We start from the raw sequence: 24,332 nt of genomic DNA, 5'->3' as shown, positions 1-24,332 counted from the left end.
CAGTATTCCAGAGAGTTCAGGCGTTGAACCGAGAGGCCGCAGCGTACTGGATACCCGCTTTCGCGGGTATTACAGCGGAAGTGGATGCGCGGTCTGTGCGCGCCCACAAACAAAAACGCGGCGGGTTGCCCCACCGCGTTCGATATCGCTCCAGCGCGAAGCCGGAAAACCTTATTCCTCGTCGTCCTGCTTCTTGCCGCCGATGGTCTTCAGCTTGGCGAACACGGCGTCGACGTTGAGGTCGTCGCGCTGCTTTTCGGTCGGCTCGAATTCCGGCTCTTTCCGGGTGGTCTCGGACGCCGGCAGCAGGGTGGCGCCACCGTAGGCGGCGGGGACCGGCTTTTCCTTGGCGGCGCGCTGCACCTCGAAATCGAGCTCGATCTGCGAGCACAGGCCCAAGGTCACCGGGTCCATCGGGGTCAGGGTCGAGGCATTCCAGTGGGTGCGGTCGCGGACCGAGGCGATCGTGGTCTTGGTGGTGCCGACCAGGCGCATGATCTGGGCGTCCTTCAGCTCGGGATGGCTGCGGACCAGCCACAGGATCGCGCTCGGCCGCTCGTGGCGGCGCGACACCGGGGTGTAGCGCGGACCCTTCTTCTTGGCCGCCGGCGGCAGCGTGACCTTGCTCTCGCCGAGCTTGAGGCGGTAATCCGGGTCCTTTTCGCCCCTTTCGATCTCGTCCCGGGTCAATTGACCCGTCGAAATCGGGTCCATGCCCTTGATGCCCTGGGCGGCGTCGCCGTCGGCGATGGCGCGGACCTCCAGCGGGTGCATTTTGGTGAAATCGGCCACTTGGTCGAAGGTCAGGGCGGTATTATCTACCAGCCACACGGCAGTCGCCTTTGGCATCAGCGGTGCATTGCTCATGGCAAATCTCCTTTGTGCCTCGCCCACCTCTTTTTGGGGAGGCGAAGTCTGCGGTCATCGGTGATGACGGGAATTCGGGGTCTATATACGCCTTCCCGGGGTATTGGCGCAATGGTCTGCTAAAGTGCCTTGACAGAGCCCAAAAGCAGTCCCAAGTCCTTATACGAATTGACCGTTCCCCGCCCGCCGGCGAGGGGTGATTCGGTCCCGGATAGCCCCTATGTCAGCGAAACCAGACCTGAAAATCGTGCTTTGTTCACCCCGGGGCTTCTGCGCCGGCGTGGTGCGGGCCATCGACACCGTGGAACGCGCGCTGACGATCTACGGCGCCCCGGTCTATGTCCGTCACGAGATCGTGCACAACCGCTATGTGGTCGACAGCCTGAAGACCAAGGGCGCGATCTTCGTCGAGGAACTGGCCGAGATCCCCGACAATACCAACGCACCGGTGGTGTTTTCCGCCCACGGGGTTCCGAAGTCGGTCCCGGCGGACGCCCGCGCCCGCAATTTCTTCTCGCTGGACGCGACCTGCCCGCTGGTCACCAAGGTGCACCGCGAGGCCGCGATCCATTTCAAGCGCGGCCGCGAAATCCTGCTGATCGGGCATTCGCACCATCCGGAAGTGGTCGGCACGCTCGGCCAGTTGCCGCCGGGCGCGGTGACGCTGATCGAGACCGCCGACGACGCCAAGACGTTCACGCCGAAGGATCCGAACAATCTCGCTTTCGTGACCCAGACGACGCTGTCGATCGACGACACCGCCGAAATCGTCGCGATGCTGAAGGAGCGTTTCCCGAACATCTCCGGCCCGCACAAGGAAGACATCTGCTACGCCACCACCAACCGCCAGCTGGCGGTGAAGAAGGTGGCGCCGGTGGTCGATGCCTTGATCGTGGTCGGCGCGCCGAACTCGTCGAACTCGCAGCGCCTGCGCGAAGTCGCCGAGCGCGAGGGCTGCAAGATTGCAATCCTGGCGCAGCGCGCCGCCGACCTCGACTGGAAAATGTTCGAAGGCATCAAGAGCCTCGGGATCACCGCGGGCGCTTCCGCGCCGGAAGTGATCGTCGAGGAAATCATGGGCGCCTTCGCCGAGCGCTATGAGCTGCATGTGGAGACGGTCTCGGCCGCGGAAGAGAACGAATTCTTCCCGCTGCCGCGTTCGCTGCGGCCCGACGCCGCCTAGGTTTTCATCATGGCGGTTTACACGGACGTTGCCGCCGAAGACCTCGCGGAATTCCTCAAAGGCTACGACATCGGCGAGTTGCTCTCCTACAAGGGCATCGCCGAAGGCGTCGAGAATTCCAACTTCCTGCTGCACGCGACCAAGGGCGCCTATATCCTCACGCTCTACGAAAAGCGCGTGGCGCTGGATGACCTGCCGTATTTCCTCTCGCTGATGGCGCATCTGGCCGAGCGCGGCGTGCGTTGCCCGCAGCCGGCGAAGAACCGCAAAGGCGAGGTCTATAGCTGGCTCGCCGAACGGCCGGCGGCGATCATCAATTTCCTCGAGGGCGTGTGGCCGCGGCGGCCGAACGCCGCCCATTGCGCCGGGGTCGGCGAGGCGCTCGCCAAAATGCATCTGGCGGGGCGCGACTTTCCGCTGTTTCGCAAGAACACGCTGTCGGTCGAGGGCTGGCGGCCGCTGTTCGATCTCTCCGCCCCGCGCGCCGACAGCGTCCAGCCTGGTTTGCGCGACTTCATCGCGCGCGAACTCGATCACCTCGAGACGCGCTGGCCGGTGGACCTGCCGGTCGGTGTCATCCATGCCGACCTGTTTCCGGATAATGTCTTTTTCCTCGGCGACAAATTGTCGGGGCTGATCGACTTTCCGTTCTCCTGCAACGACATCCTGGCCTACGACGTCGCGATCTGCCTCAATGCCTGGTGCTTCGAGCCGGATCATTCCTTCAACGTCACCAAGGCACGCGCGCTGCTCAACGCTTATGGCCGCGAGCGAAAATTGTCCGAGGCCGAGCAGGAGGCCTTGCCGTTGCTGGCGCGCGGCGCCGCGCTACGCTTTCTGCTGACGCGGCTGGTCGACTTCCTCAACGTGCCGCCGGGTGCGCTGGTGAAGCCGAAAGACCCGCTGGAATATGTCCGCAAGCTGCGCTTCCACCAGGGCGTCGAGAGTGTGCGCGATTACGGCCTGACGCAGCCGGGATGCGTCGCTTGAGCGAATTGCCTCACGTCACGGTGTTCACCGACGGCGCCTGCTCGGGTAATCCCGGGCCGGGCGGCTGGGGCGCGATCCTTAAATTCGGCGACACCGAAAAGGAATTGAAGGGCGGCGAGGCGCACACCACCAACAACCGCATGGAGCTGATGGCCGCGATCTCGGCGCTGGAGGCACTGAAGAAGCCCTGCGTCGTCGACCTCACCACCGACAGCCAGTATGTGCGCCAGGGCATCACCGGCTGGATCCATGGCTGGAAGCGAAACGGCTGGCGCACCTCGGACAAGAAGCCGGTCAAGAACGTCGACCTCTGGCAGCGCCTCGACGCCGCGCTAAAACCGCATCAGGTGAACTGGCACTGGATCAAGGGCCACGCCGGCCACGACGAAAACGAGCGCGCCGACCAGTTGGCGCGCGAGGGCGTGGCGATGGCGAAGTTGAAGGCGTAGGATTCGTAGGGTGATTGAGGCCCTCATCCTGAGGAGCCGCGAAGCGGCGTCTCGAAGGATGGCCACGGGCCACATGGTTCGAGACGGCGCTGCGCGCCTCCTCACCATGAGGAGCTACTGGTTGCTACGCCTCTAGCTCTCCGTCATGGCCGGCTTGATCCAGCCATCCACGACTTCTCTTTCACGGGGTCCCCAAACGTGGATGCCCGGGACACCTAGCGCGAAGACGCGCTTCGCGCTTCTGCCCGGGCATGACGTCGTTCGTGGATATAATCGGCTCTAATCGGCGATCAGAGCTGACCCAGCAGCGTATCGCCGCCGGAGACTTCGACCTTGCCGGGGGCCGGCTCCTTGTTGAGCTTCTTGACTACGCCGTCTTCCACCAGCATCGAATAGCGGTGGGAGCGGATGCCGAGGCCGTTGCCGGAAGCGTCGAGCTCCATGCCGATCGCCTTGGTGAAGTCGGCATTGCCGTCGGCCAGGAACACCGCCTCGTCGCGCTGGTCGGTGTCGCGCTTCCAGGCGTTCATGACGAAGGCATCGTTGACGGAGACGATCGCGATGGTGTTCACGCCCTTGTCCTTGATGGCGTAGGCGTTCAGGAAAATGCTGGGCAGGTGCATCTTGTGGCAGGTGCCGGTATAGGCGCCGGGCACCGCGAACAGCGCGACCTTCTTGCCCTTGAAAATATCGTCGGTGGTTTTGACCTGCGGACCTTCCGCCGTCATCACGCGAAACTTGGCTTCCGGCAGCTTGTCGCCAACACTGATGGTCATCGTCAATTCTCCTTGAATGTGCGGGTGTTTCTTAGACCGGGCAGGCGGCTGGCACAATATTGAGCGGGGCGGAAACGGCAACGGTGATGCCTGTTCACGCTTCCGTCATCAGGGGGAAAAGCCTCCTTCGTCCAGGAAAGCTTGCTCGTCGGCGGTGTTCGCGCGGCCGAGCATGCCGTTGCGATGCGGGAAACGCCCGAAGCGGCGGATGATATCGGCATGGTGCTCCGCCCATTTCGCGCTTTCAGCCAGACCCGCCCGCTGCAACAACTCGATGCAGCGCATCTGGTCGGCTAATTCTTCCGAATGCATGAAGGGCAGATAGAGAAATTCACGTAAGCCCGGATCGATCCGCGTGTCGACGCAGCGGGCGATGGCGCGCCGCGCCACATCGCGCGCCAGCGCATCGCTGGCATAGGTCTTCGAGCTGCCGCGGAACATGTTGCGGGGAAACTGGTCGAGCACGATAACGAGCGCCAGCGCGCCGTCATCGCTCGTTTCCCACGACGCCAATTCACCGGCCACGGCTCGCTGCCACAGGCCCAGATACCGCCCGCGTACACCGGCATCGAAATCGTCGTCGCGCGTGTACCAGCGGTCAGGGCCGGCGTCGCGCCAGAAAGCCAGAATACCGGCTGGCGCGACGTCAGTCTCGGTCATGCCGAGAGGTCCGCATGCTCAGGCCGCGGCCTTCTTCTCGTCGCGCAGTTCGCGGCGCAGGATCTTGCCGACATTGGTCTTGGGTAGATCCGCCCTGAACTCGATCTGCTTGGGGACCTTGTAGGCGGTGAGCTGGGTGCCGCAGTACTTGATGATTTCCTCCGGCGTGACGTTCGGGTCCTTCTTGACAATGAAGGCCTTGACCGCCTCGCCCGACTTGGCGTCCTGGACGCCGATCACGGCGCATTCCAGCACGCCGGGGTGGCTTGCGATCACTTCCTCGATCTCGTTGGGATAGACGTTGAAGCCGGAGACCAGGATCATGTCCTTCTTGCGGTCGACGATCTTGGTATAGCCGTCGGCGTCCATCACGCCGATGTCGCCGGTGCGGAAATAGCCGTCCGCCGTCATCACGTTCGCGGTCTCCTCCGGCCGCTGCCAGTAGCCGGCCATCACCTGCGGACCCTTGGCGCAGATTTCGCCGGCCTCGCCGATCGGCACCTCGTTGCCGTCGTCGTCGCGGATCGAGAGATAGGTCGACGGCACGGGAAGGCCGATCGTACCCGAGAACTGCTCGATGTCGGCGCGGTTGCAGGTCAGCGTCGGCGAGGTTTCGGACAAGCCATAGCCTTCCGACAGCGCGCAGCCGGTGGTTTTCAGCCACTTCTCGGCAACCGGTTTTTGCGTCGCCATGCCGCCGCCGTTGGATATTTTCAGCTTGGAGAAATCGAGCTTGTCGAACCCTGGCGTGTTCAACAGACCATTGTAGAGCGTGTTGACGGCAGGGAAAAAGCTGACCTGGTACTTCGCCAGCTCCTTGACGAAGCCGGCCATGTCGCGCGGGTTCGGGATCAACAGGTTGGTGCCGCCGGTGCGGACTCCCAGCAGGTAGCACGCGGTCAGCGCGAAGATGTGATAGAGCGGCAGCGCGCAGACGATGACCATCTGATCGACAATCGGCGGCTTCTTGAGCGCCGGCTGAAGCCAGGCGTCGTTCTGCAGCACGTTGGCGAGGATGTTCTTGTGCAACAGCGTCGCGCCCTTGGAAACGCCGGTGGTGCCGCCGGTATATTGCAGGAAGGCGACATCGTCGCGGGTGAGCTGCGGCTTGTTAAGCTTCATGCCGCGGCCGGCGGCGAGCGCTTCGTTGAAGCTGACGGCGCCCGGAATGTTGTAGGCCGGCACCATCTTCTTGACCTTGCGGACCACCAGGTTGACGATCATGCCCTTGAGGCCGAGCAGGTCGCCCATGCTGCCGACGATCACATGCTTGACCGCGGTTCTGGCGATAACCTGCTGCACCGTGGTGGCGAAATTCTCCAGCACCACGATCGCCTCAGCGCCGGAATCCTTGAGTTGATGTTCGAGCTCACGCGGGGTGTAGAGCGGATTGACGTTGACCACCGCATAGCCGGCGCGCAGCACGGCGGCGGTCGAGACCGGATATTGCAGCACGTTCGGCATCATCAGTGCGACGCGGGCGCCCTTCTGCAGGCCCTTGCTCTGCAGATAGGCGCCGAGGGCTGCCGACATCTCGTCGAGGTCGCGGTAGCTGATCGACTTGTCCATGCAGATGAAGGCCTTGCGATCGCTGAACTTCGCAAAGCTTTCTTCCAGCAGCTCGACCAGCGACGAGTACTGGGCGACGTCGATATCGGCGGGCACGCCGGCCGGATATTGCTTGAGCCAGATCCGCTCCATGGTATTTCCCCTCTGGTTTAGAGCCCTTCTGGTTCCGATCGGATCGGAGCCAAGGCCCTCATTCTTTGTTTGAAGCGTCTTCTGCACGCGAAAACGCAACTGATTTTCCCTGGTTGTTTCGGCCGGGACGCCTTGTTTTTGGCAGTATTGAGAATGCCGCCGCCGATGGCAAGCGGCTGCGCGCTCTGGACGCATCAAGGGATCGGCCGCGGCCGCCCGGAACGCGCAAAAATTGCCTGAATATGCGGGCGGTTAACCGGCCGGCTTGGCGTCGCTCTTGGGCTTCGCGGCGGCCTTTGGCTTGGCGGGCTTCGGCTTCTCGGCAGACGCCGCCGGCTTTTCGGTGGGCTTGGCCGCGGCATCCGGCCTGGCGCTGGCATGGCGGACCGCGGCCGGCTTGGCATCGGGTTTGGCCTCTGCCTTGGGCGCCGCCGCAGCGGCAGGCTTGTGCACCGCGACGCGCAATTTCTTGCCACGTTTGGCCGGCGTCTGCTTTTCGGTATCGACCGCAACGGCCGCGATCAAAGCGGGGCCGGTCTTCTTCGGGCCGGTATAGACCACCATGGGTTCCGAAGCCGCGGGCCCCGTCGCCAGCAATTCCGAAGGTTTCGCCATCGGCGCCTGCAGCCCCGAGGTGAAGAACATCGCCGGGCTTTCGCCGCTGGCACTGCCCGAGGAGGCGATCGTCGTATCCTCATCCTCGTCGCTGGCGGGACGTTTGCGTTTTCCGCCGCACATCTCGTCGCGCAAATTCGGCGGCGAGGCGTCGATCGGAACCAGATTGTCGACGGTGCCGAGCGAGGGGCGCAGCCAGCCGAGCCCGTTGCTGGCAAAGCCGCGCTCGAGCAACTGGGCGGCGCGCACCGCGCGCTGGTGGCCGGAGGACGAGCCGAGCACGACCGCGATCAGCCGCTTGCCGTTGCGCGTCGCAGATCCCACCAGGTTGTAGCCGGACGCGCAGATGAAGCCGGTCTTGAAGCCGTCGGCGCCCGGATAGCGCCCGATCAGATGGTTGAAATTGTTGGTGACCCTGCGCCCAAAACGGATCGAGGGGATGTGATAGAAATATTCGTATTCCGGCAGGTCGCGAATGATGGCGCGAGCGAGGATCGCAAGATCGCGCGCCGAGGTGATCTGGCCGTCGGCGGGCAGCCCGTTCGGGTTGACGTAGCTGGTCTGCGTCATGCCCAGCCGCTGCGCGTTTTGGTTCATCAGCGCGGAAAACCCGTCGATCGAGCCGCCGACGCCTTCGGCCAGCACCACGGCCATGTCGTTGGCGGACTTCACCAGCATCATCGCCAGTGCGTTTTCGACGGTGAGCTGCGTGCCCGGACGGAGCCCCATTTTCGACGGCGCCTGCGATGCGGCGACCGGCGACACCGTCACCAGCTGTTCGAGCGTCATCCGCCCTTCCTTGACCGCCTTCAGCGTCACATAGGCGGTCATCATCTTGGTGACGGATGCCGGGTACCACGGCATCGTCGCGTTGTCGGCCTGCAGCACCTTGCCGGTATCGGCTTCGACGACCAGCAGCGCCTCGGCGGAAGCTGAGCGCGACGTCGCCACGACAAGCGCCGCGACGATGAATATCCATTTCAATGACGGGTTGCGAAGCAGCGGGCGAAGAAAATGCACTTTTCCGTTCCGGTCCTTTGAGACCCGCCTTCGAGAAGCAGGTCCAGTCATCAACGTTCGGGTTTCAAGCGTGCGATCTTGAAACATAACTTGCACCGTCGCGTTACGGCTGGCCGCAACCTATACCGACTTGCCGATCCAGAACAGAGGCCGGGCGATTAAATCGTAGACGAAATGGGCTTAAATTCGGCAGATATTTCAATTACGCAGCGGTTGCGCGCACCCTATTTGGCATCGATGCTGGCGCGTGCAGTTTCCTGCACCATGAACTGGGCCTTGGCGAGTTCGGCAAAACGGCCGCCTTTTGCCACCAGTTCATCGAAAGTTCCGCTTTCGATCACGCGGCCATTGTCGAAAACCAGGATGCGCGTGGCGTTGCGAATGGTCGAAAGCCGGTGCGCGATCACGAATGTCGTCCGGCCCCTCATCACTTCATCGAGAGCGGCGTTGACCCGGGCCTCGGTGACGGCGTCGAGCGCGCTGGTGGCCTCGTCGAGGATCAGGATCGGCGGGTCCTTGAGCAGGGCGCGTGCGATCGACAGCCGCTGACGTTCGCCGCCGGACAACATGCGGCCGCGTTCGCCGGCATGGGTTTCGAATTTCTTCTCGCTGCGTTCGATGAATTCGAGCGCCTGGGCGCGTGACGCCGCGGTGCGCATTTCCTCTTCGGTCGCATCCGGCTTGCCGACCCGCAGATTGTCGGCGATCGAACGGTTGAACAGCAGCGCCTCCTGGAACACCACGCCGATGTTCCGCCGCAGCGCCGTCAGCTTGAGGCCGCGGATATCCATGCCGTCGATCTTGATGATGCCGGACTGCGGATCGAACGCGCGGTGCAGCAGCGCGATCGCGGTCGACTTGCCGGCGCCGGTCGGGCCGACCAGCGCGATGGTCTGGCCGGGCAGAGCGGTGAACGACAGGTCCTCGACCGCCGGCCGCTTGCCGTCATAGGAAAACGAGACGTCGTTGAATTCGACCAGCCCCGACAGCCGTCCGGTATCCATCGCGCCGGGCCGGTCGCGCACCGCGGGCACGGCGTCCAGCACGTCGAAGAATTCCTGCAGCCGCGGCGCCTCCATGAACACGTTGTTGATGAAGCTCACGACCTGTTCGAGTTTCTGGATCAGCATGGTCGCGAAGCTCACGAACATCACGATTTCGCCGACCGTCGTCAGTCCCTGTTGGTGCAGGATGATGCCGACGGTGAAGATCGCGAGCACCGTGATGGTGGTTGAGGCGCGGGTGATGACGGTGACCAGCGCCCACCACGACAGCACCGGCATCTGCACCGCCAGCAGCTTGTCGGCGACGAAGCGCAGCCCCTGGACCTCGGCGTCGATGCGCACGAAGCTCTGCACCAGCGCGACATTGCCGAGCGCGTCGGAGGCGCGCGCCGAGAGGTCGCTGTAATGGGCCTCGACCTCGCTCTGCATGCCGTAGGTCTTGCGCACCACCAGCGTCGTCAGCACGGTGAACACCACGCACAGCGCGAACAGCAGGATCGCGAGCCGCCAGTTGAGGTAGAGCGAGAGCGGCAGCAGCACCACCAGCGACATGATGGCGGCGAAATGCTCGCGGAAAAATCCGAGCCAGAGCCGCCACAGCGCATCGGTGCCGTTCAGCATCACCTTCATCAGCCGGCCGGAATGGGTGCCGGAGTGGAAGGTCAGCGGCAACTGCATGATGTGCTCGAAATAGCCGGTCAGCACCGCCTGGCGCTGGCGGTGCGCCAGCCGGTCGGCGTGGAGGGCGACCGCGGCGCTGCAGAGAATCGTGAACAGGCCGAACGCCACCCAGGCGCCGAGCAGCGGCCAGGCCGAGTTGGCGGTCAGCGGACCGGTCTGCGGTTTGCCGGACAGCACGTCGACGATGCGGCCGAACAGCACCGGCTCGGCGAATTGCGCTCCGGCCAGCAAGAGGTTGGCGCCGGCGAGAATCCAGCCCAGCCGTGCCTCCTTGCCGAGCAATTCGAGGACGCGGGTATAGAGGCGGACCAGGGACATCGGGTTGCGGACTCAGGGGCCGGGATGGCGGGACGCGATCGGTGGAGACGTATTCTAATCAGGGATCGCGGTTGAGAACCAGCGGCGACTTGAGCTTGATCGCTGTTGACCACACCCACCGACCTCATCCTGAGGAGCGCGAAGCGCGTCTCGAAGGATGGGCCACGGGCCTCATGGTTCGAGACGGCGCTGCGCGCTTCCTCACCATGAGGGATAGGGCTTCACTCAGTTAATCAGCCGCCCATTGAGCGGGGGCAGGAACTGGTCGTCGAAAATATCGGACGCCTGCGGCCGCTTCTGGAACTTGAAGTCCTCCGCGACCTGCTCGATCGAACGCTCGAAGCGCGCCGGATCGATGCCGCCGATGCCGCTGCGCTTCACTTCGCCGGTCAGGATGTTGTCGCGCAGGATGGTGCGCAGGCGTTCGAGCTCCTGTTCGCGCGAGCCGTCGTCCATGCGGCTGACGACTTCGATGGTGGCCTTCATCGGATCCTTGATCACGAGATTCACGCCGCGGATCACCGCACGCACAAATCCCCTCACGGCATCCGGCTTGGCGGTCGCCAGCGTCGGGTTGACGATGACGGCAAACCCATAGGCCTCGCAGCCATAGTCGGCGAATTTCAGCACCGCCAGATCGTCGGCCGGGACGCCGCGGTCCCGCAAATTGATCGCCGACAGATAGGAAAATCCGGTGACGGCATCGATCTGGCCGGCCGACAGCATCGGCTCGCGGACCGCGGCGCTGATGCTGCTCTGCTTGACGCTTGCGGTCTTGATGCCGTTCAGTCTGGCCACCGCCGGCCACAGCCGGATCGACAGATCGCCTTCGGCGACGCCGAGGTTCTTGCCCTCGATATCCGACAGCGAGCTGACGCCGCGGCTCTTGCGGGCGATGATGGCGTAGGGCGCCTTGTTGAACAGCACGAACACCGCCTTGACCGGCGGGACGCCCTGCTTGTCCCGATCGCGAAACCGCATCAGCGCGTTGATGTCGACGAGGGCGAAATCGCTGGTGCCGGCGGCGACGCGCGCGATGGCGTCCGGCGATCCGGCGGCGATGTTGGTCGTGACGCTGAGCGCCTCCGCGGTAAACAGGCCGCCGGTCGCCGCCATCACGAACGGGGCGGCCGCCGCATCGATCGGCCGGTCGAGCGAGAACTGGATCGCGAGCGGTGGCCGGGCTTCATCGGCCGCGCGCACCGGGCCCAGAGCTGCACCCGCCATTCCGCACAGGCCGAGCAGCGAGGCCAGAACGGAGCGGAGGATGTTGCAGCGGATGGCACGCATGGGGCTTACGTCAGCAGGAGATGGGACAAGTTGCCGCGCCGGCGATGTCCGTTTCATGACACCTGTTTCATGACACCGCGCACGGCAATACAAGCCGGAAACACGGGCATTGTGCCGCATCCATTCTGAATGGTCGATGACTGCCACGATTTCGCCAGAGATCGTTCAGCCTGCATTCGGATTGGGGAACCTAAAGTGCGCTCGGTGGTTAGTCATCCAGGGCCTGTCAGGCCACGCGACCACGGAGGGTATTGAGATGTTTGCGCGAAAAGGTGTGTTTTCATTGATGGGCCGCGCCGGCGCAGTGGCGACGGTGATGGCGGTAGCGCTGACGGCGGTCGAGCCGTCGATGGCGTTCGCCAGCTCGGCGCCGAAAGGCAACGGCATAACGGCAACCAGCGGCACCAGCGGCGCAACCGATATCAGCGCCCGTCGCCGCTATTATCGCGGAGGCGGCGGTGCCGCGGCAGCCGCGGCCTTTGCCGGCATCGTCGGCACGGGTATTGCGATTGCGGCCAGCCAGAACCGCCGCGACTATTATGACAGTTACGGCTACTACGACGCCCCGCCGGCCTATTACGGCGGCGGACCGGCCTACTATGGTGGCGGCCCGTATTACGGTGGTTACGGTGGTTACGGTGGTCGTTACTCGGGCGTGCCGCACTATCGCGGCCATCCGCTCGCCAGCTGGTAGTCGCGACTTTTCATGAAAATGGAGCCACCGGCTTAACCAGCCGGTGGCTTTTTTTTTGGGTTGTCGAGCCGGCCGTTAACACGCCGGCCACGGCTTTCAATTAGGCTCGAAGGATGAGTGATTCGCTCGAACGGCTGTATCAGGCGGTGCTTGCGGCCCGGGATCTCGACCCGGCGACGTCGCGCACGGCACGGCTGTTTCAGCGCGGCCCGTCCAAGATGGCCAAGAAGCTCGCCGAGGAAGCCATCGAGGTCGTGATCGACGCCGTCAACGGCGACGCCCCTGCCGTGGTTCGCGAGAGTGCCGACCTGCTCTACAACCTGACCGTTCTGTGGGCCTCCGCCGGCGTCAAGCCGGAGGACGTCTGGCGCGAGATGGAACGGCGCGAGCGCCTGCAGGGGATCGCCGAGAAGCTGCCGAAGTCGGCGAGGAAGCTGCGCCAAGACATATCCAAGGAATTGTCCAAGGCCGTTGCGAACGACGCCACCGCCCAGCCCGCGGCGCGGCGACGAATTGTCGCGCTGGAGGCCCGCGGTCTCCGCAAGCGGCATTAGGGGCCCCAAAAACCCCTTTTTCCCGGCATGGACAAATCCGCGCCATGGTGGTTCATGCGGCCATGCTGAGACGAATATACGACTGGTGCATCGGCGCCGCCGACAAGCCCTACGCGCTCTGGATACTGGCCGCAGTATCCTTTGCGGAAAGCTCCTTTTTCCCGGTGCCGCCCGATATCATGCTGCTGCCGATGTCGCTGGCCCGGCCGAAGCGGGCATGGTGGTTCGCCGCGGTGTGCACGGTCGCCTCCGTCGCCGGCGGCCTGCTCGGATACGCGATCGGCGCGCTGCTCTACGACTCGATCGGGCACTGGCTGATCGAGCTCTATGGCCTGAGCGGCAAGGTCGAAGCCTTTCGCGCCTCCTATGCCGAATGGGGCGCGGTGATCATCCTGGTCAAAGGCCTGACGCCGATTCCCTACAAGCTCGTGACCATCACCTCGGGCTTTGCCGGCTACAACATCTGGCTGTTCGTCCTGTGCTCGATCGTCGCGCGCGGCGGCCGCTTCTTCGTGGTCGCGGTCCTGCTCAACCGCTACGGCGACGTGATCCGGGCGGAACTCGAAAAGCGGCTCGGACTGTGGGTCGGCCTCGGCGCCGCGGTGCTGGTGCTCGGCTTCTATATTGCATTCCGGCTCATCTGACGCAGGGCTTTGCCCGGGCAAGGCTTCAAGTTACGTGGCCTTCAGGTTACGCTTCCCGACATGCCCGATCGAATCGGCCATCTGATGCAGCTCTGCGTGATCCGGATCGCGACGTCAGCCCTTGCGCTGTCGCTGTTCGCGCTCGCCCCTCGCGCCGCCTGGCCGCAGGCCGCGCCGCCTGCCTCGCTCGGCCTGCAGTCGCCGGCGCAGCAACCGCTGCCCGCCCAAGGCGCGCCGCAGCAGATCGAGCCTCAGCCGGCGGCGCCCGCTGAAAATCCCGGCCTGATCAACGAAATTGGAAAACTGTTCGAGAAATCCAAATCGTTGCTGCCCACGATCAAGAGCCCCGGCGAGACCATCGACGACCTCAACGCGCGCGCCAAGGATGCTGCAAAGGATGCCGGCGACGGCCTGACCAACATCGCGAAGCCGTCGACCATGGTGAAGGGACGGGCGGCCTGCGTGGTCGCCGCCAACGGCGCGCCGGACTGCAAGGCGGGCGCCGACAAGCTCTGCCAGAGCAAGGGCTACAAGGAAGGCAAGAGCCTCGACACCGACGCCGCCGAGAAATGCTCGCCGAAAGTGTTCATTCCCGGCCGCCAGCGCGAGCCGGGCGACTGCAAGACCGAAAATTACGTGATCCGGGCGCTCTGCCAGTAGCCTGATCCGGAGGGCGGAATGGGCCACGAAGTGTCATCCCGCGCCAGCGCCAAGACGCAATACTTGACACTGGAAAGATTGCCTTGTTGGTATGACGCCCGGCATCCATCGCCGGACGGTGCCTTACGCTTGTCGAAACCCATAAGGATCGCTTCGAATGTCCATGCCTGCCTTGTTCAAGGGCCGCCTGTCGTTACCCGTGATCGCAGCACCGCTGTTCATCATCTCGGTGCCCGATCTCGTGATCGCGCAATGCAAGGCCGGGGTGGTCGGATCGTTTCCGGCGCTGAACGCGCGGCCGCCGGCGCTGCTCGACGAATGGCTGGCGAGGATCAAGGAAGAACTCGCCGCCTATGACAGGGCGCATCCCGAGCGGCCGTCGGCGCCGTTCGCGGTCAACCAGATCGTGCACAAGTCGAACAACCGCCTCGATCAGGATCTGGCGCTTTGCGAGAAGCACAAGGTGCCGATGATGATCACCTCGCTCGGCGCGCGCGAAGAACTCAACCAGGCGGCGCATGGCTGGGGCTGCGTCGTATTCCATGACGTGATCAACCAGAAATTTGCGCACAAGGCGGTCGAGAAGGGCGCCGACGGGCTGGTGCTGGTCTCCGCGGGTGCCGGCGGCCATGCCGGCGAGATTTCGCCACTCGCCTTCGTGGCCGAGACGCGGGCCTGGTTCGACGGCCCGATCGCGCTGTCGGGCGCGATTGCGAACGGCCGCGCCATCCGCGCCGCGCGGGTCTTGGGTGCCGACTTCGCCTATATCGGCTCCGCCTTCATCGCCACCAAGGAGGCCAATGCGGTCGAGGGCTACAAGCAGATGATCACGGCCTCGGGCGCCGAAGACATCGTCTATTCGAACCTGTTCACCGGCGTGCACGGCAATTACCTCAAGCCGTCGATCGTCGCGGCCGGCATGGACCCGGACAATCTTCCGACCTCCGATCCGTCGAAAATGAGCTTCGGCACCGACGCGTCGGGCGAACGGGCCAAGCCGAAGGCCTGGAAGGAAATCTGGGGCTCCGGCCAGGGCGTCGGCAGCGTCGCCAAGATATTGCCCGCGGCCGAGCTGATCGCGCGGTTCAAGAAAGAGTACGACGAGGCGATCGACCCGCCGCTGTGATGCCATAGCGTTTTGAGCGAAGCGGATACCGGTTCGCGTCAAGAAAACGCGTCAAACAAAAGAGCAGACCCCGGATCTGCCATGCGCGATCCGGGGAAATGCTTCACGCGATCGGCAGATAATCGCAGACGAAGGTGAACGGTTTTTCCTCCGTCGCCGGCTTCAGGCTCAGGGAATATCCGCAAGCCTGCAGTTGCGCGGTGACGTCGATCGCCTTCTCGACCTCGAACAGACTATCCTTGTGCGGCAGCGACCAGCTTTTGATCTGGCTCAGCGCCTTGGCCTTCGCGGCCTTCGCATCGGACGCCACCAGCAGGACGTTGCGATGCAGCTCGCTGAATTCGCGCGCGTCGTACCCGCCGAGATTGACGAAGAACAGTTTGTCGCCGCCGTCGTGCGGAGCGTGCTCTGTCAGCGCGATATCGAACCCGTCGGCCTGCTCGACCGCGCCCCAGCAATCCAGATGCAGGCTCTTGGGATCGCCCCACCACTGCTTGCGCAGATCGTCGTGGCAATCCTCCGGCGTCTCGCCGATCGAAAAGCGCACGTCGTGCAACTCGACATTCGAGTTGCCGCAGTTGCCGCCGACGTAGAACATGTAGAGCTTCATCTGTTGTCCCGCTTTGCCAATTCTCGCCGAGTTTTCACATAGTCCGTGCTTCGACTCCAGCATGTCCGCGATGATATAGTCGCGTCCGTCTTTCACGGCGGGCGAGGTTGGATCGATGGCATCAGGGCAGGATCTTCGCGGGCATGTCGCGCTGGTGACGGGTGGTTCTCGCGGCATCGGGGCTGCGGTCGCGGCGGCGCTCGCGGATGCCGGTGCTGCGGTTGCGGTCAACTATCGCGAACGCGCGCAAGACGCCGATGCCGTTGTCGCCGCCATCACGGCCAAGGGAGGCCGCGCGATGGCGGTCGCGGCCGATGTCTCGCAGGCGGCGGCCGTGACCAAAATGGTCGAACAGGTCGCGGCGTCGCTCGGTCCGGTCGACATTCTCGTCAACAATGCCGGGATCGCCATCGTGCGCGGCGTCGATGAGCTGACCGAGGACGATTTCGATCGCACCATCCTGGTCAACCTGAAATCGGCGTTCCTGTGCACGCAGGCGGTGCTGCCGGCGATGCGGGCGCGAAAATGGGGCCGCATCGTCAACATCACCTCGGGGGCGGCGCGCGGCGCCGGCGCCATCGGCCCGCACTACAATGCCTCCAAGGCCGGCATGGAGGGGCTGACGCGCGGCTATGCGGCGCGGCTGGTGAAGGAAGGCATCACCGTCAATTCGGTCGCGCCGTCGCTGATCGAAACCGACATGATGCGCGGGCGGACCGATCTGGCGCGCAACATCCCGCTCGGCCGCATGGGGCATACAGCCGAAGTGGCGCACGCCGTCACCATGGTGCTGGGCAACGACTACATGACCGGGCAGACCATCGTTCTCAATGGCGGCATGGCGTTCATTTGAGAGCGTCACTCCTGTGAATCCTGCGGTAACCGGGAAGGGCTGACAGGTCTCTCAGCGCGACGGGCGCAGCTCCCCTTGACAGGTGACTAAATGGTCACCTATGGTTGACGCATGGATGCTGTGTTCAGGGCCCTCGCGGACCCGACCCGCCGAAGCCTACTCGACGAACTGTTCCGCCAAGACGGACAGACGCTGAGCGCGCTGGAAGAGCGGCTGCCGATGACACGCTTTGGGGTGATGAAACACCTCAAGGTGCTGGAGGAGGCCAGCCTCGTCGTCAGCAAACGGCGCGGCCGCGAGAAGCTGCACTTTCTGAACCCGGTTCCGATCCGCCTCGTCCACGATCGCTGGGTGAGCAAATACGCCGAGCCGTGGGCCGCCGGACTGAGCGGCCTCAAGCGCGAACTGGAGAAGACGATGGAGAAGGTGTTCGAAATCTACATCAAGACGACGCCCGAGCGTCTCTGGCACGCCATTACCGATACCGAGATGCGCAGCAAATATACGTTCGGCGCCATCGTCACATCGGACTGGGCAAAGGGTTCGCGCTACGAGGGTCGCGGCCATGGCAACCTGATTTTCGAGGGCGAGAATCTGGAAGTCGATCCGCCGCGCCGGCTGGTGCAGAACTTTCGCGCGGTCTGGGGTGACGACGTCAAGGCCGAGGGCACGTCGCGGGTAACCTGGGAGATCGTGCCCATCGGCGATTCCTGCCGCCTCACGGTCACCCATGATCAATTGCGCGAAGGCGCCAACGACCAGCTCTACGGCGGCTGGCCGATGATCCTCTCCGGACTGAAGACGCTGCTCGAATCCGGCGAGATGCTGACGACACCGGGATCGCTGCGCTGGCTCGAGGGCGACAAGGCGCATCTGCCCGAAGTGACGTGATCGGTAACGCGCGCGAACGATCGACCGCAATTTCGAATAGGGACTGAACATGCCAAAGCTGGTTGTCTACAATGCGATGTCGCTCGACGGATACTTCACCGACGCCAACGGCGATATGAGCTGGGCCCACAAGCAGGATCCGGAATGGCAGGCCTTCGTGAAGGAGAACGCCAGCGGCGGCGGCCAGTTGCTGTTCGGCCGGATAACCTACGAATTGATGGCGGGCTTCTGGTCGACACAAGCTGCATTGCAAAGCAATCCTGTTGTCGCCGAGCGGCTCAATGCGTTGCCGAAATTCGTATGCTCCACGACGCTGGAGCAGGCGGCCTGGAACAACACCACGCTGTTGAAGGGCGACCTGACCGCGGAAGTCCGCAAGCTGAAGCAGCAGGCGGGTGCCGATATCGTGGTGATGGGAAGCGGCAGCGTCGTCGCCCAATTGGCCGAGGCCGGATTGATCGACGAATACCAGATCGTGCTCAATCCGCTCGTCGTAGGCCAGGGCCGGACGTTGTTCGAAGGCGTCCAGCGCAAGCTGCCGATGAAGCTCGCCAAATCGCGCCCCTTCGCCAATGGAAATGTCGTACTGTTCTACGAGCCCGCCGCCTGACCGGGCAGGCCATCGTCCCGAATGGCGGCATGGCGTTGATCTGACGTCATGCGCGCTTCCGTTGCACGGAATACGTCACCCGCACCCTGCACGGGATGGCCCGCGCCGCGCCCTCGACTCCCGCCGGTCGAGCAGGCAAAAAGCCGATATGGACAGCCAGCAGGATCCCTCATTGATGGACGCCATCTTTCGCGTCGACGGCAACGATGTCGTCACCAGCCCCAATGCCGCGGGGCCGTGGGACCCGAGCATGCAGCATGGCTCGCCGCCGGCGGCGCTGGTGGTCTGGGCGGCGGAGAAAATCCCGACCCAGACCGGGATGCGCATCGCGCGCGTCACCGTCGATCTGATGCGCCCGGTGCCGGTGGCGCCGCTGACGATCGAGAGCGAGGTTTTGCGCGAGGGACGCAAGATCCAGCTCTGTGCCGTCAGGCTATCGGCGAACGGCGTCGTCGTGGTCGCTGCCACCGTGCTGAAGATCAAGGTGCAGACGAATGAGTTGCCGCCCGAGGCCGTGATTCATCCGGTCGAACTGCCGGGGCCGGATCAGTCGCCGGTCGAGGATGTTGATTTCTCCTCCAGCCCGTTCGTGACCGGCATGTCGCTGCGCGCGGCGCGCGGAAAATTCGGCGTGCCGGGGCCGGGCGCGATCTGGTATCGCGCCGACCGGCCGATCGTGGAGGGGGCGCCGATTTCGCAGGCGATGCGGGCGATGATCGCCGCGGATTTCTCCAACGGCACCTCGTCGGTGCTGGATTTCCGGCAATGGACGTTTCTCAACGCCGACCTGACGGTCAATTTCGCGCGCCAGCCGGTCGGCGACTGGATCCTGCTCGACGCGGAATCCTGGATCGGTCCTGACGGTGCGGGGCTGGCGATGGCACGGCTGGCCGACGAACGCGGCTATTTCGGCCGCGCCGTCCAGAGCCTGGTGATCGAAAAGCGCTAAACGCTAAGCGCTATTCGAGTTCGAGCGGCTGATAGCGCGCGGTTTCGTCAAGCGCGGTGCCCCAGATCTTGTGCGAGGCCTGGTGCTCGGAACGGCCAAAGCCGAGCTGAGTTCCAAGGCCGAGATCGAGGTTGCGCGTCGTTTCCAGCGTGTCGATCAGCTTTTCGGTGTCGAGCTGCGGCCCGGTCCGCTTGATCGCCTGGATCAGGACGTTGGCGGCGACGTAGCCCTCGAGCGAAACGTAGTCGGGCGCTTCGCCTGGAAAATACTTGGCGAGCGCATTCTTGTATTCGAGCACCGCCGACGAATAGCCGGCCACCGCCGGCACCACCTGGGTGACGATGACACCGTTGGCGTAGCGCGGCCCCAACAGCTTCAGTTCGTCGGCCAGTGCCGTACTGCCGACGAACGAGACGTTGGAATAGATCATCGCCGGATAGAGATCGCGGGTCTTCTCGATGAAACGTGCCGCGGCCCGATAGGTCGCCACCATCACGACCGCCTTGATCGGCGGCTTCTGGATCTTCAAATGGTTGACGGCCTCGTCGACGTCGACGGTGTTGCGGGCGTAGTTGAGCCGCACGATCGCGGTATCGTTGACGCCGAGTGCGCGAAACGCCTTGGCGACGCCGGCAAAGCCCGCATCGCCATAGGAATCCTGCTGCGCGAAAACCGCGATCTGGCGCGGTTGCAGCTTGCGCAACTTGACCAGGTAGCGGACGACGGCGTCGGTTTCCTCGGCGTAGCTGGCGCGATAGTTGAATACATATCGATCCGGCGGATCGTTACGCAGAATGTTTGAGCCGGTGAAAGCGCCGAAAAACAGCATCCGGCGTTCCAGCGAGTAGGGCACCGCCACCGCCGCGGTCGGCGTGCCGACATTGCCGATGATGCCGAACACCTGGTCCTTTTCGGTGAGCTGCTTCATCGCCTCGCCGGTGCGCGAGGGCTCATAGCCGTCGTCGGCGGCAAACAGCTTGAGCATCCGGCCGTCGACGCCGCCGGCATCGTTGACCCGGTTGAAGGCGGTATCGATGCCGAGCTTCATCTGGCGTCCGAGCTCGCGGGCGGAGCCGGAGAACGGGGCGGCGATGCCGAAACGGATTTCCTTATCGGTGATTCCGCGCGGCAACGGACCGGCCGTGACCGACGCGGTCGAGGTGGCTGCGGCAGCACTGGACGGTCCGAGGACGCTGGAGAGGCTCGGGCCCGCGATCGACCGTTCGAGATCGGCGAGCTGGCGATCGGCGACCTTGCAGTCGATCCGTCCCGCCGTCACCGCGGCGCGGCCGTCATTGACGCTGCGGTCGAGGACTTGGCTGAGGTCGGAACGTTCCGCTTCGTTCGCGGAGGCGTCGCGGATCACGACCGCGAATTTCTCGACCACGGCCTGAATGCGGGGCCGCGCGATGTCGCGGCAGGCCAGCGCCGAACCGACCACCGGTCCGACGCGAATGGCGAGATCGCGCACGATGTCGGTGTTGTCGCCGGCGCCCGCGGCCGTGCTGGACAGCATCGCCGCCAGCACCAGCCATATCCTGCGCGAGGTCATGGCAATCTCCGTGAGATCTGGATCGTGGCGGGCATTTTGGTTCCTCCGTCTGGATTTCTTGTTCGCGCGCTATGGCGTCGTGGGAGCAGGCTTCTGACCCCATTGCATGAACTGCTTGAGCAACTGGCCGGACTGACCCTTTGGCGCCGGCGTGTTGGCTTGAGCCGAGGCCAGAAGAGAGTTGAACTCACTGGGTGCAGCGGTCGCTGCAGTCGTGGGTACAGCCGCGGGAGCAGCTGCCGGCGGCGGCGCGATGTTGGCCTCGCCGGGCTGGAACAGAGCGGTCTTGATCGACTGCACGATCCCGGAAGGACCGGAGGCTTCGCCGTCGGCCTGCCGCGATGCCGGTACGGCGACGACGAAGAACAACGCCACCAAAGCCGAGACGCCGACCGCCGCGGCGAAGCGCACCGTGATGCTGCGCAGCGCCCTGCGCGAATCCAGCTCGTTCGGATAGCCGGGTTCTTGCATCACCTCGGGATCGAGCGGATGGGGATGGCGCAGCGCGTTGGATACGGCGCCCTCGAGCTGGGCGTCGAACGAGGCAGGTGCGAACGGCGTGCCCGGTGCGGCTTCCTTCATCGGCGTGGAACCGGCTTTTTCACGCAGCCAGCGCGGTGCGTAGTAGCGGGGATCGCGGGGATTGAGATGTTCTTGCTCACTCAGGGCACTCATACGCTTACTCCTCATGATACGGGACTGGTTACGCGACGAACGATCAGGTTGCTTCGAGGAGCGGCGCCATGATTCCACCGCGGCTCTCCATCAACCGCTAAGCTTGGGTTGAAAATTTGAGTCAAAGGCGCGGGCGTCGCGTCCGTTCCGGACCACGCCAGTTTGCGGGATCAGCTCCCGCGATGACACGCTTCCCACCGCTCCCATTGCCCGTCCCCTGGCAACCGTCCGCTGACATAACGGAATGAACTATCGGGGATATTCCGAGAGTTCACCTGTTTTTGATGGAACCGCGCGATGACGAATCTTGGTTCGAATCGTGACCAAAGTGAGTGATTTTTGTTCCATCACTTTGACGCTTCATGGTGAAGGCCGCATTCAGCATGCCATCGATTGTTTGTTGGCGCGAACCGGAGCTGCCACATCTGCGCCGGATTCGCTGGCGTCGGGCGCCACCGCGCCGGGCAAACCTCGTGCGGCATTAATCACTCGTTAACCAACTTCGTTGATTCTTAACCATTCAATAAGAAAGGCGAGTCGAGCACATGGACGTCCGAGCGGATCCCACGCGTCAACTGGTTCGGCTGCGCGGCCGGTCCTATGTCGCGTTCGTGTTCAGCCCCGTCGTGCCGATCGTCGATTGGCTTTCGGAGATCGACGCCACGCTGGCGCGCTCGCCGGGCTATTTCGTCGGCAAGCCCATCGTGCTCGATCTTGCTTCCGTCGATCTCAGCGCGTCGGCGATCAGCCATCTTCTCGGCAGCCTTGATCAGCGCGGCATTCGCGTCCTCGGCATCGAGGGCGTGGACGAAAGCCGGCTTTCGGCCAGCATGCCGCCGTTGCTGACCGGCGGCCGGGCCTGTGTGATCACGCGAAACGAACCGCTGCAGAAGGCCGAGGAGCCCAAACCGAAGCCAACCTCGCTGCTGCTCGAAAGCCCGGTGCGCTCCGGGCAGTCGATCGTCTTCACCGAGGGCGACGTCACGGTGCTGGGGTCGGTCGGCTCGGGTGCCGAGATCGTCGCCGGCGGGTCGATCCATATCTACGGCACGCTGCGCGGCCGGGCGATGGCCGGCGTCAACGGCAACGCGTCCGCGCGCATCTATTGCCAGAAGATCGAGGCGGAGCTGCTGGCCATCGACGGTTACTACCAGACCGCGGAAGAAATCGACGCGTCGCTGCGCAACCGGCCGGCGCAGGCCTGGCTGCAGGGCGATACCATGAAAATTACCCCGCTGAACTAACGCTCAAGGAGATCACGTATGGCCAAAGTCCTGGTCGTTACATCCGGCAAAGGTGGCGTCGGAAAGACCACCACCACGGCCGCGCTCGGTGCGGCGCTGGCGCAGGGTGGTCAAAGCGTCGTGGTGGTCGACTTCGATGTCGGCCTGCGCAACCTCGATCTGGTGATGGGGGCGGAACGCCGCGTGGTGTTCGACCTCATCAATGTCGTGCAGGGCGTCGCCAAGCTGTCGCAGGCGCTGATCCGCGACAAGCGGCTGGAGAATCTCTGGCTGCTGCCGGCGTCGCAAACCCGCGACAAGGACGCACTGACCGACGAGGGCGTCGGCCGTATCATCGCCGAGCTCTCGGCCCGGTTCGACTGGATCCTCTGCGACAGCCCGGCCGGCATCGAGCGCGGCGCCACGCTGGCGATGCGCTACGCCGACGAGGCCGTCATCGTCACCAATCCCGAAGTCTCTTCGGTGCGCGACTCCGATCGCATCATCGGCATGCTCGATTCCAAGACCGTGAAGGCGGAGAAGGGCGAGCGGGTCAAGAAGCACATCCTGATCACCCGCTACGATCCGGCGCGCGCGGCGCGCGGCGAGATGCTCACCATCGAAGACATTCTGGAAATCCTCGCCACCCCGCTGCTCGGCATCATTCCCGAGAGCCAGGACGTGCTCAAGGCGTCTAATGTCGGCTCGCCGGTGACGCTGAACAACGCCGACAGCGCGCCGGCCCGCGCCTATGTCGATGCCTCGCGCCGCCTGATGGGCGAGGAACTCGCCATGGTGGTGCCGGTCGAGCGCAAGGGCTTCATGGACCGCTTGCTGGGACGGAGGGCCGCATGAATATGAGATTGCTGCGGCTGTTCGGCGGCCGCGATACTTCCGCCCCCGTCGCACGGGAGCGGCTGCAGATCCTGCTGGCGCACGAACGCGGGTTGCTCGGCCAGCCCGATCTCCTGGCGACGCTGCGCGAGGAAATCCTCGCGGTGGTGTCGCGGCATGTCACGCTCGATCCGGAGAAGGTGATCGTCCGGCTGGAGCGCGGCAAGACCGTCTCGACGCTGGAGGTCGATATCGAGGTCCCCAACGATTTCGAGAAGTCGAAGGCGGCTTCCCAACGCCGTATGGCCGGCTGAAGCTCTGGCCGGTTAAAGGACGGCATCGTAGGGTGGGGCGATAACTCAGCCCCGGCCCGACCATGAATCCGAAACGACCCGTGCTTCCTTTGACCGGCGGCTGCTCCTGCGGCGCGATCCGCTACGAGATCGCGTCGTTTCCGCTGCTGCTCTACACCTGCAACTGCACGGACTGCCAGACCTCGTCCGGCAGCGCGTTCGCGCTCAACCTGCCGGTATCGACCCGGGATTTTCATACCCTCAAGGGCGAGCCGAAGGGGTGGCATCACGCGTCGCCGTCAGGCGCGAATGTGACGTCCTGGTTCTGCGGCGATTGCGGCGCGCGAATCTACGGCGCGCGCCAGAGCCGTCCGGAATCGGTCAACGTCCGTGCCGGCACGCTCGATGACACCAGATGGCTGATCCCGATCGCGCATTTGTTTACCGGCAGTGCGCAAGACTGGATCCAGTCTGCCACCGGCGCCGAATGCCACGAGACGCAGCCACCCGATTTCCGGCCGCTGGCGGCAAAGTGGCGCGCGATGTGGCCGGAATTTTTTCCGCAAAAATAGTTCCTTGTCGCAGGAACCCCTGACGCCACCAGGATTTA

General features: G+C 64.1%; 26 protein-coding genes. 16 read left to right on the top strand and 10 right to left on the bottom strand.

What is annotated here, in order from left to right; all coding sequences use genetic code 11:
• Positions 1-171: 171 nt before the first annotated feature.
• Positions 172-867, bottom strand: a complete 696-nt coding sequence (locus BLR13_RS14205; protein WP_074822959.1) for a DUF1013 domain-containing protein — start codon at positions 865-867, stop codon at positions 172-174.
• 220 nt (positions 868-1,087) lie between these two features.
• Here BLR13_RS14205 and ispH point away from each other — a divergent pair, with 220 nt between their 5' ends.
• From ispH to rnhA, 3 genes are read left to right on the top strand one after another with little or no spacing between them, the layout of a single operon-like run.
• Positions 1,088-2,050, top strand: a complete 963-nt coding sequence (ispH, locus tag BLR13_RS14200) for a 4-hydroxy-3-methylbut-2-enyl diphosphate reductase (RefSeq protein ID WP_074822962.1) — start codon at positions 1,088-1,090, stop codon at positions 2,048-2,050.
• Positions 2,051-2,059: 9 nt separating this feature from the next.
• Complete coding sequence (locus tag BLR13_RS14195; protein WP_074822965.1) at positions 2,060-3,040, top strand: homoserine kinase; 981 nt, start codon at positions 2,060-2,062, stop codon at positions 3,038-3,040.
• Entirely contained in the window at positions 3,028-3,489 is a 462-nt protein-coding gene (rnhA, locus tag BLR13_RS14190; protein ID WP_171944960.1) for a ribonuclease HI, read from the top strand. The genes BLR13_RS14195 and rnhA overlap by 13 nt, the downstream gene beginning before the upstream one ends.
• A gap of 290 nt (positions 3,490-3,779) precedes the next feature.
• On the opposite strand, the gene BLR13_RS14185 is transcribed toward rnhA, so the two are convergent.
• From BLR13_RS14185 to BLR13_RS14160, 6 genes are all read right to left on the bottom strand, one after another.
• Positions 3,780-4,265 carry a peroxiredoxin gene (locus BLR13_RS14185; RefSeq protein WP_074822967.1) on the bottom strand — a complete coding sequence of 162 codons (486 nt, stop codon included), beginning with the start codon at positions 4,263-4,265 and terminating at the stop codon, positions 3,780-3,782.
• Between the two features lie 108 nt (positions 4,266-4,373).
• Positions 4,374-4,925 carry a DUF924 family protein gene (locus BLR13_RS14180; RefSeq protein WP_074822970.1) on the bottom strand — a complete coding sequence of 184 codons (552 nt, stop codon included), beginning with the start codon at positions 4,923-4,925 and terminating at the stop codon, positions 4,374-4,376.
• Positions 4,926-4,943: 18 nt separating this feature from the next.
• Positions 4,944-6,626 (bottom strand): long-chain fatty acid--CoA ligase, encoded by a 1,683-nt coding sequence (locus tag BLR13_RS14175; RefSeq protein ID WP_074822972.1) that lies wholly within the window; start codon positions 6,624-6,626, stop codon positions 4,944-4,946.
• A gap of 252 nt (positions 6,627-6,878) precedes the next feature.
• Positions 6,879-8,261, bottom strand: a complete 1,383-nt coding sequence (locus tag BLR13_RS14170; RefSeq protein WP_074822975.1) for a D-alanyl-D-alanine carboxypeptidase family protein — start codon at positions 8,259-8,261, stop codon at positions 6,879-6,881.
• 224 nt (positions 8,262-8,485) lie between these two features.
• Entirely contained in the window at positions 8,486-10,264 is a 1,779-nt protein-coding gene (locus BLR13_RS14165) for a glucan ABC transporter ATP-binding protein/ permease (protein WP_074822978.1), read from the bottom strand.
• Between the two features lie 225 nt (positions 10,265-10,489).
• A complete protein-coding gene (locus BLR13_RS14160) occupies positions 10,490-11,554 on the bottom strand; it encodes an ABC transporter substrate-binding protein (RefSeq protein WP_074822981.1) in 1,065 nt (354 codons plus the stop codon).
• A 256-nt stretch (positions 11,555-11,810) separates the two neighbouring features.
• Here BLR13_RS14160 and BLR13_RS14155 point away from each other — a divergent pair, with 256 nt between their 5' ends.
• The 5 genes from BLR13_RS14155 to BLR13_RS14135 all read left to right on the top strand — a co-directional run bounded on the left by BLR13_RS14155 (position 11,811) and on the right by BLR13_RS14135 (position 15,232).
• A complete protein-coding gene (locus tag BLR13_RS14155) occupies positions 11,811-12,248 on the top strand; it encodes a hypothetical protein (protein WP_074822984.1) in 438 nt (145 codons plus the stop codon).
• A 113-nt stretch (positions 12,249-12,361) separates the two neighbouring features.
• Entirely contained in the window at positions 12,362-12,802 is a 441-nt protein-coding gene (hisE, locus tag BLR13_RS14150) for a phosphoribosyl-ATP diphosphatase (RefSeq protein ID WP_074822990.1), read from the top strand.
• Between the two features lie 44 nt (positions 12,803-12,846).
• Positions 12,847-13,446 (top strand): YqaA family protein, encoded by a 600-nt coding sequence (locus tag BLR13_RS14145; RefSeq protein WP_074822993.1) that lies wholly within the window; start codon positions 12,847-12,849, stop codon positions 13,444-13,446.
• Between the two features lie 60 nt (positions 13,447-13,506).
• Positions 13,507-14,106 (top strand): hypothetical protein, encoded by a 600-nt coding sequence (locus BLR13_RS14140; protein ID WP_244525177.1) that lies wholly within the window; start codon positions 13,507-13,509, stop codon positions 14,104-14,106.
• 157 nt (positions 14,107-14,263) lie between these two features.
• A complete protein-coding gene (locus tag BLR13_RS14135; protein WP_074822996.1) occupies positions 14,264-15,232 on the top strand; it encodes an NAD(P)H-dependent flavin oxidoreductase in 969 nt (322 codons plus the stop codon).
• 103 nt (positions 15,233-15,335) lie between these two features.
• Here BLR13_RS14135 and BLR13_RS14130 read toward each other — a convergent pair whose 3' ends face one another.
• Positions 15,336-15,842 (bottom strand): DUF1543 domain-containing protein, encoded by a 507-nt coding sequence (locus BLR13_RS14130; protein WP_074822999.1) that lies wholly within the window; start codon positions 15,840-15,842, stop codon positions 15,336-15,338.
• Positions 15,843-15,957: 115 nt separating this feature from the next.
• Here BLR13_RS14130 and BLR13_RS14125 point away from each other — a divergent pair, with 115 nt between their 5' ends.
• The 4 genes from BLR13_RS14125 (at position 15,958) to BLR13_RS14110 (ending at position 19,145) form a co-directional block, all read left to right on the top strand.
• Positions 15,958-16,695, top strand: coding sequence for an SDR family NAD(P)-dependent oxidoreductase (locus BLR13_RS14125; RefSeq protein WP_074823002.1), 738 nt, complete (start codon positions 15,958-15,960; stop codon positions 16,693-16,695).
• 111 nt (positions 16,696-16,806) lie between these two features.
• Positions 16,807-17,586: an ArsR/SmtB family transcription factor gene (locus BLR13_RS42415; protein WP_074823005.1), complete on the top strand. Its 780-nt coding sequence runs from the start codon at positions 16,807-16,809 to the stop codon at positions 17,584-17,586.
• 49 nt (positions 17,587-17,635) lie between these two features.
• Complete coding sequence (locus tag BLR13_RS14115) at positions 17,636-18,196, top strand: dihydrofolate reductase family protein (RefSeq protein ID WP_074823008.1); 561 nt, start codon at positions 17,636-17,638, stop codon at positions 18,194-18,196.
• Between the two features lie 175 nt (positions 18,197-18,371).
• Positions 18,372-19,145 carry a thioesterase family protein gene (locus BLR13_RS14110; RefSeq protein WP_074831536.1) on the top strand — a complete coding sequence of 258 codons (774 nt, stop codon included), beginning with the start codon at positions 18,372-18,374 and terminating at the stop codon, positions 19,143-19,145.
• Positions 19,146-19,155: 10 nt separating this feature from the next.
• Here BLR13_RS14110 and BLR13_RS14105 read toward each other — a convergent pair whose 3' ends face one another.
• The gene (locus BLR13_RS14105) at positions 19,156-20,697 is read right to left on the bottom strand and encodes an ABC transporter substrate-binding protein (RefSeq protein ID WP_244525176.1); all 1,542 of its coding nucleotides are present in this window, start codon (positions 20,695-20,697) and stop codon (positions 19,156-19,158) included.
• A 69-nt stretch (positions 20,698-20,766) separates the two neighbouring features.
• Positions 20,767-21,372, bottom strand: a complete 606-nt coding sequence (locus BLR13_RS14100) for a hypothetical protein (protein ID WP_079586345.1) — start codon at positions 21,370-21,372, stop codon at positions 20,767-20,769.
• 545 nt (positions 21,373-21,917) lie between these two features.
• Between BLR13_RS14100 and minC the strand changes: the two genes are divergently transcribed.
• The 4 genes from minC to BLR13_RS14080 all read left to right on the top strand — a co-directional run bounded on the left by minC (position 21,918) and on the right by BLR13_RS14080 (position 24,294).
• Positions 21,918-22,616 carry a septum site-determining protein MinC gene (gene minC, locus BLR13_RS14095; protein ID WP_074823011.1) on the top strand — a complete coding sequence of 233 codons (699 nt, stop codon included), beginning with the start codon at positions 21,918-21,920 and terminating at the stop codon, positions 22,614-22,616.
• A gap of 18 nt (positions 22,617-22,634) precedes the next feature.
• Positions 22,635-23,450 carry a septum site-determining protein MinD gene (minD, locus tag BLR13_RS14090; protein ID WP_074823014.1) on the top strand — a complete coding sequence of 272 codons (816 nt, stop codon included), beginning with the start codon at positions 22,635-22,637 and terminating at the stop codon, positions 23,448-23,450.
• Positions 23,447-23,743 (top strand): cell division topological specificity factor MinE, encoded by a 297-nt coding sequence (minE, locus tag BLR13_RS14085; RefSeq protein WP_074823017.1) that lies wholly within the window; start codon positions 23,447-23,449, stop codon positions 23,741-23,743. Before minD ends, minE begins: the two co-directional genes overlap by 4 nt.
• A gap of 80 nt (positions 23,744-23,823) precedes the next feature.
• On the top strand, positions 23,824-24,294 hold the full coding sequence (locus BLR13_RS14080; RefSeq protein WP_157793700.1) for a GFA family protein: 471 nt from the start codon (positions 23,824-23,826) through the stop codon (positions 24,292-24,294).
• The last annotated feature ends 38 nt before the right edge of the window (positions 24,295-24,332 follow it).

This window comes from Bradyrhizobium ottawaense, assembly GCF_900099825.1.
Taxonomy (GTDB): domain Bacteria; phylum Pseudomonadota; class Alphaproteobacteria; order Rhizobiales; family Xanthobacteraceae; genus Bradyrhizobium; species Bradyrhizobium ottawaense_A.
This window is presented reverse-complemented; position numbering and strand designations above follow the sequence as displayed.